This is a genomic window from Streptomyces sp. NBC_01717 (assembly GCF_036248255.1).
GTDB lineage: Bacteria > Actinomycetota > Actinomycetes > Streptomycetales > Streptomycetaceae > Streptomyces.
Genome location: NZ_CP109178.1, coordinates 5,406,237 through 5,418,948, shown reverse-complemented (window position 1 = coordinate 5,418,948; position 12,712 = coordinate 5,406,237). Strand labels below are relative to the sequence as shown.

Below are 12,712 nucleotides of genomic sequence, written 5' to 3'. Positions count from 1 at the left end.
CGTCCGCGCCCTCCTCAGCGCAGCTCCTCCGGGCACGGTGTACCGGGCGACAGCTGGTACGGGGCTGCCAGCCGGTACACCCCGGGGCGCGGCGCGAGCAGTTCCGTCCACTCGTCGCCGTCCTCGTCCTCGTCCACCTTGAGCAGGCAGCCGTTCGTGTTGACGAAGGTCCTCGGGCTGTCCTGGTCCGCACGCCGCTTGGACGCCTCGGTCTCCTGCGGCCGCTCCACGCTCTTGCCCTCGTCGTCGACCAGCGCGAGCCAGCGCGAGTACGGGATCCGGATCAGCACCCGGCCGGCCCGCTTCACATGGATGGTCAGCTCACCCGCACCGGCCCGGTCCACCGTCGCCGGCGGATCGGCCAGCGGCACCGGGCTGTCGACCTCGAAGAGCTGCCAGTTGGAGTCGGACCAGATGGCCTTCAGATACGGCTGGCCCTTCTGGACCAGTGCCGCCTCCTGCACCGCGCCGGTGGAGTCCGGCTCCCCCTTGGGCAGCACCACGTAGTGCACCGCCCAGCGGTCGAGCCACCGGCGGTAGTTCACCGGGTCCAGCGTGTCGTCGTAGAAGAGCGGGTTGCGGTCCATGTCGGCCTGCCGGTTCCAGCCGCGGGCCAGATTGACGTACGGGGCGAGCGCGGACGCCTCGCGGTGGCTGCTGGCGGGCACCACCTCGACCCTGCCGCGTTCCGCACCGACCTCCTGGAGCTCGTTGACCAGCGGGGCCAGCTCCCGCGTCCAGGAGGCGGCGGGGGCGGTACGGACGATGTCGTCGACGCCCTTGACGCCGATCCAGATGTTCATGCCGACGAATGCCAGGATCAGCGCGTACCAGCGCCGCGAACGCGGCACGGAGTACGGCAGCGCGGCAAGCAGCACCACCCCGGCGAACAGCATCGCCATCCGCGTGACGTTCGAGCCGATCTGCGAGTCGACCACATAGGTCAACAGCGTCCCGGCCCCGTACACGGCGGCAGCGGTGCGGACCGTGCGCCACTCGCTCGGCACGAGGACGAGGGTGAGAACGGCGAAGAGGAACGGCAGGGACAGCGTCGCGAGCGACATCGGCTGCGTACCGGAGAACGGGAACAGCCACGACGACAGGGCGACGACGACGACCGGCGCCAGGCCCAGTGCGTACGCGCCGGGGCGCCGCTTGTTCAGGAACAGCGCGGCGGCCACCACACCGAGGAACAGCCCCGCGACGGGGCTGCCCGCCGTGGCCAGCCCGGCGAGCGGCGCGGCGACGGCCGCCTTCGCCCAGCGCTTGTGGCGCCACCGGTACGGCCAGCAGAACACCGCGGCCACCGCACCCAGCGCGAACATCATGCCGAGCCCGAACGTCACCCGCCCGGACAGCGCGTTGCACAGATACGCGAACACTCCGGCGAGCGAGCAGGCGAGCGGGTTGCGGACGGCCCGGACCCGCACCACGATCAACGCGGTCAGCCCTGCCGACACCGTCCCGGCGATCATCATCGTCGTACGGACGCCGAGCACGGACATCAGATACGGCGAGACCACGCTGTACGAGACGGGGTGCATGCCCCCGTACCAGGCGAGGTTGTACGCGGTACCGGGGTACCGGCCGACGAACTCGGCCCAGGCGTCCTGCGCCGCGAGATCGCCGCCGCTGTTCGCGAAGAGGAAGAACCAGAGGATGTGGGTGACCGCGGCGGCTGCCGTCGCAATGGTGACGGGGTGGCGCAGCAGCTGCCGGGTACGGGCCTGCCGACTGCGGGTCGGCTCCGATGGTTCCGGCGGTTCGGTAGCCCCCGCCCACGGTTCCGGGGTACGCGGGGCGGGCAGCCGGACATTCATGCTGCCACCACTGCCGCTCGTCACGTCGCCTCGCACATCGCTGTTCCCGGCCGCCTCACGGCCGGGTCTCGGCTCCGCGGTGGTCACTACGGCTTCTCCCCGTCTCCGCCGGCCCCGTTCCCCGTCTCCGTACCACCTGTGAGGACGCCGTCCGGCGCTCCCCGGTTGTCCGGGGACGCTAACACGTGCGCAAAGGGGAAGACGGTGCCGGTTCCGGCACCGAAAAGGGGGAGGGGATGCCGGGAACGGCATCCCCTCCCCCTTCCTCGTCAGCTGATCCGGGTCAGCTTCTGGCCGAAGGACGGGTCCGTCAGATCACTCTGCAGCGCCACCGCCACCTTCACCTGGCTGGACCCTTCACCCACGGTGAGCGTGCCGACGTGCGTTCCGGCGGCAGCCGAGTGCGGGGGCGTCTTCCCGTCGTCGGTCAGCTCGAGCTTGACCGTCAGACCGGGCCAGCCGACCGCCGCCACATCCTCGGTCGCGACAACCGGGGTGGTGCCGCCGAACCCGTCGTCGACCGCGCCGACGACGTCACCCTTCTTGACCACCTTCCCGCTCTTCAGCAGGTTCTCGGTCGCGATCATCACATCCTTGCTGACCGCGTTGACGGTGTCGATGATGGGCGACTTGTGCTGGCCCAGCACCGCACCGACGATCAGCTGGTCGGTGTCGCCGACCATCTTGTGCGCGGCGAAGAGCAGGTTGCCGCCCGCCTTGCTCGTGGAGCCGGTCTTGATACCGAGCGCGTTGTTGTACGGAACGAGGGTGTTGTAGTTCCGCCAGTTCTTGCCCGACGGGTCGGTCCACGACGGCAGCTTGGTGATCGCCATCAGCGCCGGGATCTCCACCAGCTTCTGGCCGAGCTTCACCTGGTCCTCGGCCGAACTCACCGTGGTCGCGTTGAGTCCGGACGGGTCCGTGTACGTGGTGTTCTTCATGCCGAGCGACTTCGCGGTGTCGTTCATCTTCTTGACGAACGCCTCCTCGGAACCCGCGTCCCAACGCGCCAGCAACCGCGCGATGTTGTTCGCGGACGGAATCATTATGGCCGAGAGGGCCTCCTGCTCGGTGAGCTTGTCCCCGGCCTTCACGGTGTTGAGCGTCGACTCGCCCGCGGCGTCCAGCTTGCCGTCCGACTCCCCCTTGGCGTCGACCGTGATGGACGGACCGGCTTCGCCCTTCTTGAGCGGGTGGTCCTTGAGCACGACGTACGCGGTCATCGCCTTGGCCACACTGCCGATCGGCACGGCCTTCTGCTCGCCGAACGAGTCCACCGTGCCGAGGCCGGTCGCCGCCATGTAGCCCTGGCCCTCGTTCGGCCACGGCAGTGACGGCTTGCTGCCGTCAAAGGTGTACGTCGGCTGCGCCGTCAGCCGGAGCTCGGGCGTCGGCAGCGGGCGCACCGCCTGCACGATCGCAAAGACGATCAACAGGAGCACTGCGAGCGGGGTCCAGATCTTGACCCGGCGCACGGCCGTACGGACGGGCGTCTCCGGCGGCGGAGGCGTGTTCGTCAGCTCGGCCAGCAGGTCGAGCGGCGGCCGGGGCGGCATCGGCTGCTGCCGGGTCCGTTCGGCGCCGCTGAGCGAGGGGGCGGCGGCCGACCCGGGTGCGGCTGCGGGTGTCTCGGGCTTGCGGACCGCGGGCGCGGGCCGCGCCTCGTCGCGGCGCAGCGGCACGAACTGGCTGGTGCGCTCGGCGGCAGCCTCGGGCTCGGCCTCCGGCTTCCGCTGAGGCTTCTGCTCCGGCTTCACCGCGGGCGGGGTGATCTTCAGCGCGGTCGTCGGCTGGTCGACCCGGTCCGGCCGGACCGTCCTGAAGACAGCCGTAGGCTGATCGATTGCGCGCTTGTCCTCGGCGGCATCGGATGTCTCGGCGGCCTCGGAGGACTCGGATGTCTCGGCGGCATCGGCTGCCTCGACGCTCTCCGCGGCCGCGGGGCTCTCCTCGGGGGCGCCGGAGACCCGGGCCTCGTCGGCGGCGCCGTCCGTTTCCTCGTCCGCGTTCTCGCCCGGGCCCTCGTCCGCGGCTTCGGCGTCGTCGGATGCCGCAGGCTTCGCGGCGCCCTCAGCACGCGCCTCGTCGGCGTCGTCCTCATCCGCGGCATCGGCTGCATCGGCATCGGCTGCGTCCGACGCGACCGGCTCGTCCGGCCCGTCCGACCCGTCCCCGGTCGCGCCGGCGGACGTCGTCCCGCTGTCACCCGCCTCGTCGACGACCTCGGGCGTGTCGCTCCCCGTGACCTCGTCGCTCCCGGTGACCGCGACCGTGTCGGCCTTCTCGTCCTGCTCGTCCCGCTCGTCCTGCTCGGCCGTCTTCGCGCCGGCCGTGCCCTTCCCCACCCATGCGGCGACCGCAGCACGCAGCCGCGCGTCGCTCTCCTCGGGTGCGGTCCCGGTTCCCGCCTCGTCGGCCCCGGCCGCCTCCGCGGCCCGGGCGCCCTCCGCGGACTCCTCCCGCTCCTCGGGCGCAGAGGCCGCCTCCAGGGCCTCAGGGGCCTTCTCGGCCCGCTCGGGACCGCGGGAGCCGTGAGAGCCGTGAGAGCCGTTCCTCGACCCGCCGAGGCCCTCGCCGAGGCCTTCGCGAGAATCCTGCCTCTCGCCCTCGCCGGCCTCCGCAGGCTTCGTACGGAACACCGCCGTCGCCGTATCCGGATTGCCGCGGGTTCCAGTCGCGGATCCGGTTCCGGCATCCGCCGCGGCTGCCGTGTCACGGAAGACGGCGAGTCGCGGATCGCTTTCGCTCCGAGCCGCGCCCGACGACTTCTGCTGCTCCGACCTGTCGGGGGACTCGCCCGCCACCGATGCCTCCTCCATGCGCCGCGGGGACGCCCCCGCACTGTCCGAACCAGCTACCAGTGTCCTGTGTGAACCCTCGGCCGGGCTGCTAGACGAGAACGACATACCTACTGGTTCCCGTACGAAGCACCCAGGCGCTCTCGACAGACCAATGTGAGAGGGGTCACCCTGTCATTCATCCACGCGGGGAGGCATGGATGGGCAGGAGCCGCAGAACAATTCCGGAGGAGCTTCTGCTGCTCGCTCTGGACCCGACCACGGGTACCACAGCGCAGCCGCAGTCGCTCGACCTCGGCCTCGCCGGAGCTCAGCTAGTGGAGCTGGCTCTGGCAGGACGGATAGCCCCTGACGGGGATCGTATCGCCGTGGTGATGCCACGGCCGACAGGAGATCCGACACTGGACTCCGCACTGGAACTGCTGCGCCGACGCGGCAGCCCGGTCCGGGCCGTCCACTGGATTGGCGGGCCCCGGCTGGGGCTGCGTCAGACCTATCTCTCGCATCTGGAGCGGTGCGGCATGGTGCATGCCGTGGCGGGACAGATGTGCGGGGTGCTGCCGACGACTCGCTACCAGGCGACGGACACGGCAATCAGCCGGGAGATCAGATCCCGGCTGGACAGTGCGATCCGCACCGGTGTACCACCGGACCCGCGGACCGCGGCGCTCGCCGCACTGGCCCACGCGGTCGGACTCGGCAAGCACCTCTACCCCGGGAACGAGGGGCGCTCATCGCGCTCCCGGCTCCGGGACCTGATCAGACACGACCCGATGGGCGGCCTCGTGGCGCACGCCGTGATGGACGTCCAGAACGGGGCGGTCGCACAACCGCGCCGCAACCAGGCGGCCGGAGCGCCATTGCAACCGCAAGTGCAGTCGCAGTCACGCCGCGACAGCATGGTGCACACCGCGGCCCACTAGGGCGGCGGACCGCACCGCACCGACGGGACAACCGAATACCGCCGCACCGACGTCCCCAAGACCCGGTTCGGGAGCCGCACCACGCGCGGGGCAGCCGGTCCACCGGCTGCCCCGCGCGCCTGCGTGTGGCCATTTCCCAGCGCAACCCGGCCCACGGGTGGCAATCTGCTGAGCAGTAGATACGCACAGCTACACAGCCGGAGGTGCCGTTTCCGTGCCGACCAACGTCAATCCCACCGTCAGGCGACGCCGGTTGGGTCAGGAATTGCGCCGCCTGCGCGAGCTCAAGGGCATGACGGCCGAGGAGGTGGCGGAGCGGCTGCTGGTCTCGCAGTCGAAGATCAGCCGCCTGGAGAACGGCCGCCGATCCATCAGCCAGCGCGACGTCCGCGACCTCTGCGGGGTGTATGAGGTCGAGGACCACCGGATCGTCGACTCACTCATGCAGATGGCCAAGGACTCCCGCCAGCAAGGCTGGTGGCACGCCTTCGGCGACATCCCGTACAGCGTCTACATCGGCCTGGAGACCGACGCCGAGTCGCTGCGGGTGTACGAACCCCAGGTCGTCCCGGGCCTGTTGCAGACCCGGAGCTACGCCGAGGCGCTGATCAACGGCGCGCTTCCGGAGGCGCCGCCGAACGACATCGACAAGCGCGTCAGCGTCCGTGCGCGGCGTCAGGACCGGATCACCGACCAGGAACATCCACTGCGGCTCTGGGCGGTCATCGACGAGGCCGCACTGAGCCGGCAGGTCGGTGGCCGGCAGGTGATGATCGAGCAGCTGGAGCAACTCGTCGAGCTGTCGCACCTGCCGCATGTGACCGTGCAGGTGCTGCCTTTCGAGATGGGTGCACATCCGGGCATCAACGGGCAGTACGCCATTTTGGAATTCCCGGACGCCGCGGACTCCAGCGTGGTCTATATCGAGGGCGTCACCAGCGATCTCTATCTGGAGAAAGCGAATGATGTGCAGCGATACAGCGTCATGTATGAGCACTTGCGCGCGCAGGCGCTGAATGTGGAGCAGACCCGGCACTTCATCGCCGACATCGCGAAGAAGTACGCCCGGCTGAGCAGCGAGTGAGCAGCGACTGAACGCCGGGCGGACACCGGCAGATTGCCGGCCGAACGGCAGCCGCCGGTAGCCCGGCGCAGGCATTCCGCAAAGTCCGTTATGCGGGAAAAGGGGCGATGTTACGGGTGAGGCGACGGCACGGTACACCGTCGCCACCTCAAAGTGGAAGGCCCGAATGGAATATGCCATCCGGTCGAGTGAACGGCGCCTTCACGCAACGATGTTGGCGAGTAGCGTCGATCACGCCAACAGGTTTTGCGGTTGGCACCTCTCACACAACTCTCTGAACCGGAGTGAACATGGCTATTCGTCAGGGTGCTACGGACAATTGGACGAAGTCGTCGTATTCCGGGGGCAACGGCGCTTGCGTCGAGGTCAAGTCCCCTCTCGCCCAGGCGATCGCGGTGCGTGACTCGAAGGCCCCCGAGGGCCCCTCGATCACGTTCGTGCCCGGCGCGTGGAACGCCTTCGTCTCCGACATCGCGAAGGGCTCCGTCGACGCCTGACCCATGCCCTTCCACAGACCGGGGTGCGGCACCGACGCCGGTGCCGCCGGAAGCCCTCTCGACTGGTCCGCCGTCCTGGCCGAGGGGGCTCCTCCAGCAGATCCGGTCAACGCAGTTGATCCACATACCGGTCCGTGCCGGGCACGGTCGGAATGAACGGCGCCACCAGCTCGACCCGGCCCAGGCCTGATTCCGCGACCGCCACGTCGAGCCCGGTGAAACGCTCCGCCCAGCAGTCCCGTGGGTCCTCCTGGAGGAACCAGAGCAGGGTCAGCCTCGTATCGACGCCCTCTACCTGCTTCACATAGGTCATCCGATCGCCCGGCAGCGGCGTGGGGCGGAAGACGGTCACCATCGCCGCCGGTGAGCCGCCGAGCCGCTTCGGCAGATGCCGGGAGCGCAGCCACTCCAGCAGCTCGGCCCGCTGCCCGGCGTCTTCGGCGTCGATCACCTGGAGCACCAGTCCGCGGTACGGGTGGTCGAGGGCGTGGTAATCCCTGGGGCCTGCAGCGCCGTCCCGGTAGACCGTCGCCTCGTGGTCCTGGAACGCGGTGAACACATGGGTACGGTCCTGGTAGACCCGGCCGTCCCGGTTCAGCCGCTTGTTGATCCCGACGGTCCACTTCATGTGGTCGTCGTAGCGCCCGTCCGTCACCCAGTACGTGGACAGATAGCACCCGGCGCCGACCGGCTGCGCCACCGCGGACTTCTCCGGATAGCGCAGCTCCTGGAGCTCCCGGGTGGCCACCCAGCGCCGCCCGGCGAACATCCAGGGCATCGCCATCGCGCCCGCGTAGTAGTGATCGTCTTCGTACCATCTGTGGTAGGCATGCTCATGCCCGGCATGAGGCTCGACCATGGTGATCAACGCATGCCCCACCTCCACCCGGTACGGGCCAACCGAGGCCAACTTGGCATATAGGTCCGGGTAGGTCCCCTCGTCGCCGTCACCCATCACGCCCACTCCCCCTCCGCCTCGACGCATGCATTCTGACGGTACGTCAGCTAGGGATCGATGGGAATGCCCGTGCGATCGATCGTTCATCCGCATGAGCGGCGTCCAATGCGCCGGTTCATTCACGGGCAATGGCTACGTTCGGGGGTGCCATGAACGTCCTACGGGGAGGCCCCATGAACCCGCGCCGCAACCCGGCCCCCACGCACGCCGACCTACTGCTGGAAGGCATCCTGATCCCGGAGCGTGTACGGAACCGCACCTCAGCCACGCTCGCCATCGGCGACTCACTCAGCGAGTTCGCCCCTCGCCGCCCCGGGTGCTACCTGCGCACCTCGCACGACAGAAGCGGCGACGAGCGGAGTCTCGAACTGCAGCTCCATGACGCAGGGCTGAAGCGGATCAGGCTCGGCTGGGGCCCGTTCGCCGAGACCTACCGGGAGAACGACACCGGAGCCTTCAAGAAAAAGCGGATCATACAGGCGGACGGGTCAGTCGACTGGATAGTGGTGCGCCCCGAGTTCCGGCGCATGCTCGGCGACCTGCTCGCAGGCCGCATCGACGGCGTTCTTTTCTACGACATCGATCGACTGGCGCGACAGCCCCGGGATCTAGAAGACCTGATCGACTTAGTGGAGCACACCAAGCGCCCCGCAACGGGCGTCACGGGTGACCTCAATCTGATCCACGACTCCGACCGGCACATGGCCCGGATGCTGTGCATCATGGCCCTCAAAGCTTCGGAAGACACATCTCGAAGGGTCGCCCGAAGCCATCTGGCAGACGCCTCGGCAGGCCAGTTGACCGGACGCACGCCCTACGCATGGAACCCCGACGGAACGCTCCGCCGGGATCGCGCGCGGATCGCACGGCGCATCTACGAACGGTTCGCAGCCGGTACATCGATCGCGGGGATCGCCCGCGAACTCAACCGAGAGAAGATCCCGTCACCACAGGGGGTCAAGTGGGCGCCGGCCACCATAAAGGCGATCATTACCAATCCACGCTACTGCGGGTTCGTTTCCTACCAGGGGAAGCATCGCACGGGAACTCCCCGCCAGAGAGACGGCTGGGGGCGCGTCCTGCTGGGGGAAGACGGCCTGCCCGTCACGGGCAGGTGGGAGCCTGTCGTCTCGCGGAAGCTATGGGCCGATACCCAGCTTGAACTCGACCACCGGAGGCTGCTGGACCGGGAGAGAGGCATCTCGCGGAACCTGGAGGGAGCCAACCAACGCAAGTACGTTTTCACTGGATATCTCCGATGCGGCATCTGCAGAGCGCCCATGAGCACCAAGTGGGTATCCCGGCGCGGCCATGCCATCTACTACTGCCCCGGCAAGGTTCGCAACGCCTGCGGCAAGGTGAGCCGACGCGCCGCACCTGTCGATACCCGCCTGGAAGAACTGATCACCGAATGGGCACGCACTCAAGCCTCGCCCCCTTCGCTCGCCGGAAAGCCCGCCGAACCGCTGGCCGACATCCACTCCCGCATCTCAGCGGTCAGCACCCGCAAGCAGGAGCTCATCGCCGCCTGGGCCAAGGACGCCGCCCATGTGCGCGGCATGCGTCCAGATGACTACTATCAGTCACTTTCCTCCATGAATGCCGAACTGGACGCCCTGGAGCGTCGACTGGCGGACGTCATGGCGCGACCAGCGGGACGACCGGCCCGCAACTACGAGCAAGAGTGGAAGAACGGCAGTTTTGAACAGCGTCGCACCATCGCGGGCGAGGCATTCACTGCCGTATATGTCATGCCTTCCGGAAAGGGCCGGGCACCTTTCAACCCCGCGCACATCCGCCCCGAGTGGGCCGAGTGACTTCCCTCCATCGACATCCCGCCATACTCTGACGCACCGTCAGGAAAACTGTCAGGGCCGGGAGGCACCGATGTTGCTCACGGGGAAGACCGTCGTGGTGTCCGGGGTCGGGGCCGGACTGGGGCACCGGATCGCGGAGACGGTGGTACGGGACGGCGGCAGCGCGGTCCTCGGGGCGCGCACCGCGGAGCGGCTCGCCAAGTCGGCCGCCGAGATCGATCCCGAAGGCCGGCACACCGCCCATCTGGCCACCGACATCACCGACGAGGCGCAGTGCGAGGCGCTCGCCGCGCTGGCGCTGGAGCGGTTCGGGCGGATCGACGCGGTGGTCCATGTCGCCGCCTGGGACAGCTACTTCGGCGGCGTCGAGGACGCCGACCTCGCCACCTGGCAGTCGGTGATCGACGTCAATCTGCTCGGCACGCTGCGGATGACGCGCGCCTGCCTGCCCGCCCTCAAGGAGCGGGGAGGCTCCGTGGTCGTCATCGGTACGCAGTCGTCGGTCGCCGCACCGTCCCAGGTGCGGCAGGCGGCGTACGCGGCGTCGAAGGGCGCGCTCACCTCGGCGATGTACTCCATGGCCCGGGAGTTCGGCCCGCACCGGATCCGGGTCAACACGGTGCTGCCCGGCTGGATGTGGGGCCCGCCGGTGCAGGCGTACGTCCGGTTCACCGCGCACTCCGAGGGCCTACCGGAGGCCGACGTGCTCGGCAGGCTCACCGAACGGATGGCGCTGCCCGAGCTGGCCACGGACGGTGACGTGGCGGAGGCCGCGGTATTCCTGGCCTCCGACCGTGCCCGGTCGATCACCGGGCAGTCCCTGCTGGTCAACGCCGGCGAGCTGATGCGCTGATCCGCTGTCGTTAAGGGCAGTTCTCCTCCTTCTCGGCCGCACGGGACCCGCATCCCGTGCGGTCTTTCTGCGCTCTCCAGTGCTCGTGATTGCTCTGCACAGCCTGACGAAGTGCCTGCTCATGGTGTGGCCGCCGTCACGTTCACGACAACGCCCCCGTGGGTCAAGAACAAGTAAAATCGTTCGACTTACTGATTGGCGTTCACATCTCTGATCGCCAAAGACCTTGACCGAGGTACCGAACAGGCGGTTCAATCCCCGATGTCCCCGCTCCCGCACGGGGCCCCGCTGGGCGGCCGTACTGACGAAGTGCGTAACCCCGTTCATAAGGCGGACCCCAGGAGGGGGCACATGAACAGTCTCGACTGGGTCGTGCTCATCGGCTACTTCGGCGTGATGATCGCGATCGGACTCTGGTCCCACAAGCGTGTGGACAACGTCAGCGACTTCTTCACGGCCGGCGGCAAGATGCCATGGTGGCTGTCCGGCATCTCGCACCACATGTCCGGCTACAGCGCGGTGATGTTCACCGGGTACGCCGGCATCGCGTACCAGTTCGGCGTCACGTCGTTCGTGACGTGGTCGCTGCCGATCGCCATCGGCATCGGCATCGGCGCCCAGCTCTTCGCACCGCGGCTCAACCGGCTGCGCTCGCGACTGCATGTCGCGTCGCCGCTCGAGTACCTCAAGAACCGCTACAACATCCCGACGCAGCAGGCGCTCGCCTGGTCGGGCCTGCTGCTGAAGATCGTGGACGTCGGCGCCAAGTGGGCGGCCATCGCCACCCTGCTCTCCGTCTTCACCGGCATCTCGATCACTCAGGGCATCTTCATCACCGGCTGCATCACCGCCGTGTACTGCACGGTCGGCGGACTGTGGGCCGACGCGCTCACGGAACTCGGGCAGTTCATCATCCAGCTCTTCGCCGGTATCGCGATGCTCGTCACCGCCATGGCCAAGCTGGACGGTTTCAGCACGCTGTGGACGGTCTGGGACAAGCTGCCCGAGGGCCACACCGACCCCACGGCGGGCCCGTACACGGTGACCTTCCTGCTGGCGTACCTGTTCATCAAGACGTTCGAGTACAACGGCGGCATGTGGAACCAGGCCCAGCGCTACATGGCCACGGACTCCGCCGCGTCGGCGAAGCGTTCGGCACGGCTCTCCGCCATCCTGTGGCTGGTCTGGCCGACGGTCCTGTTCTTCCCGATGTGGTGCGCCCCGCTGCTGGTCCACGCACAGAAGCCGGACGCCTCCGACAGCTACGCCCTGATGACCGAGCAGCTGCTGCCGCACGGTCTGCTGGGTCTGGTCGTCGTCGGCTTCTTCTCGCACACGATGGCCATGTGCTCCTCGGACGCCAACGCCATCGCGGCGGTCTTCACCCGGGACATCGCCCCGGTCCTCTCGAAGGCGGCCCGAACCTGGAGCAGCCGCGCCGGTCTGCTGGCGGCCCGCGTGTCCACGCTCGGCTTCCTCGGTCTGTCGATGGCACTCGCCACCCAGATCAACTCGCCGACGTTCAAGGACATCATCTCCGTCGTCATCAAGTGGGTGGCCGGTCTGATGGGTCCGATCGCGATCCCGTTCATGCTGGGCCTGCTGCGCAGGTTCCGTAAGTCGGGTCCGACGGCGGCCCTCGTCAGCTGGGCTGCGGGTCTGCTGGCGTTCTACTTCACCAACTACAACTTCGACGGTTCGGTGAAGACGACTGTCGCGCTCCAGTACCAGGTGGCGCTGCCGCTGGCGATCTCGCTGGTGCTCTACATCGCGATCGGCTTCATCAAGCCGGAGGACACCCCGGAGCGCGACGCGCTGATCGAGCAGATCAACACGGACGGCGACGGTTCGTCGGCCGCCGGCGCGACGGTTCCGGCGCAGGCCGGTGCCGGCGACACCACCGTCGCGGAGGGCGTGAAGGACTGATCCGCCCGCACGGAGCCGAGGGGCGGGGTACGGACA

General features: G+C 68.4%; 9 protein-coding genes. 6 read left to right on the top strand and 3 right to left on the bottom strand.

Annotated elements, in window-relative coordinates; genetic code table 11:
• Nucleotides 1–14 precede the first annotated feature (14 nt).
• Together OHB49_RS24555 and OHB49_RS24550 are read right to left on the bottom strand one after the other, a co-directional pair.
• On the bottom strand, nt 15–1,907 hold the full coding sequence (locus tag OHB49_RS24555; protein ID WP_329163045.1) for an MFS transporter: 1,893 nt from the start codon (nt 1,905–1,907) through the stop codon (nt 15–17).
• Nucleotides 1,908–2,089: 182 nt separating this feature from the next.
• Complete coding sequence (locus OHB49_RS24550) at nt 2,090–4,624, bottom strand: D-alanyl-D-alanine carboxypeptidase (protein WP_329163043.1); 2,535 nt, start codon at nt 4,622–4,624, stop codon at nt 2,090–2,092.
• A gap of 194 nt (nt 4,625–4,818) precedes the next feature.
• Here OHB49_RS24550 and OHB49_RS24545 point away from each other — a divergent pair, with 194 nt between their 5' ends.
• From OHB49_RS24545 to OHB49_RS24535, 3 genes are all read left to right on the top strand, one after another.
• Nucleotides 4,819–5,541: a GOLPH3/VPS74 family protein gene (locus tag OHB49_RS24545; protein WP_030927908.1), complete on the top strand. Its 723-nt coding sequence runs from the start codon at nt 4,819–4,821 to the stop codon at nt 5,539–5,541.
• 214 nt (nt 5,542–5,755) lie between these two features.
• Entirely contained in the window at nt 5,756–6,625 is an 870-nt protein-coding gene (locus tag OHB49_RS24540; RefSeq protein WP_030974398.1) for a helix-turn-helix domain-containing protein, read from the top strand.
• 290 nt (nt 6,626–6,915) lie between these two features.
• A complete protein-coding gene (locus OHB49_RS24535) occupies nt 6,916–7,122 on the top strand; it encodes a DUF397 domain-containing protein (protein ID WP_078852813.1) in 207 nt (68 codons plus the stop codon).
• 106 nt (nt 7,123–7,228) lie between these two features.
• Here OHB49_RS24535 and OHB49_RS24530 read toward each other — a convergent pair whose 3' ends face one another.
• Nucleotides 7,229–8,077, bottom strand: a complete 849-nt coding sequence (locus OHB49_RS24530) for a hypothetical protein (RefSeq protein ID WP_329163042.1) — start codon at nt 8,075–8,077, stop codon at nt 7,229–7,231.
• Nucleotides 8,078–8,253: 176 nt separating this feature from the next.
• Between OHB49_RS24530 and OHB49_RS24525 the strand changes: the two genes are divergently transcribed.
• From OHB49_RS24525 to OHB49_RS24515, 3 genes are all read left to right on the top strand, one after another.
• A complete protein-coding gene (locus OHB49_RS24525; RefSeq protein WP_329163039.1) occupies nt 8,254–9,897 on the top strand; it encodes a recombinase family protein in 1,644 nt (547 codons plus the stop codon).
• A 70-nt stretch (nt 9,898–9,967) separates the two neighbouring features.
• The gene (locus OHB49_RS24520; RefSeq protein WP_313937811.1) at nt 9,968–10,750 is read left to right on the top strand and encodes an SDR family oxidoreductase; all 783 of its coding nucleotides are present in this window, start codon (nt 9,968–9,970) and stop codon (nt 10,748–10,750) included.
• A 351-nt stretch (nt 10,751–11,101) separates the two neighbouring features.
• Nucleotides 11,102–12,676 (top strand): sodium:solute symporter family protein, encoded by a 1,575-nt coding sequence (locus tag OHB49_RS24515; protein ID WP_030974393.1) that lies wholly within the window; start codon nt 11,102–11,104, stop codon nt 12,674–12,676.
• The last annotated feature ends 36 nt before the right edge of the window (nt 12,677–12,712 follow it).

Bases quoted from the DNA above. Each gene is read 5' to 3' on its own strand.
- OHB49_RS24520 (WP_313937811.1), top strand. From the start codon at position 9,968: ATGTTGCTCACGGGGAAGACCGTCGTGGTGTCCGGGGTCGGGGCCGGA.
- OHB49_RS24535 (WP_078852813.1), top strand. From the start codon at position 6,916: ATGGCTATTCGTCAGGGTGCTACGGACAATTGGACGAAGTCGTCGTAT.
- OHB49_RS24530 (WP_329163042.1), bottom strand. From the start codon at position 8,077: ATGGGTGACGGCGACGAGGGGACCTACCCGGACCTATATGCCAAGTTG.
- OHB49_RS24515 (WP_030974393.1), top strand. From the start codon at position 11,102: ATGAACAGTCTCGACTGGGTCGTGCTCATCGGCTACTTCGGCGTGATG.
- OHB49_RS24545 (WP_030927908.1), top strand. From the start codon at position 4,819: ATGGGCAGGAGCCGCAGAACAATTCCGGAGGAGCTTCTGCTGCTCGCT.
- OHB49_RS24525 (WP_329163039.1), top strand. From the start codon at position 8,254: ATGAACCCGCGCCGCAACCCGGCCCCCACGCACGCCGACCTACTGCTG.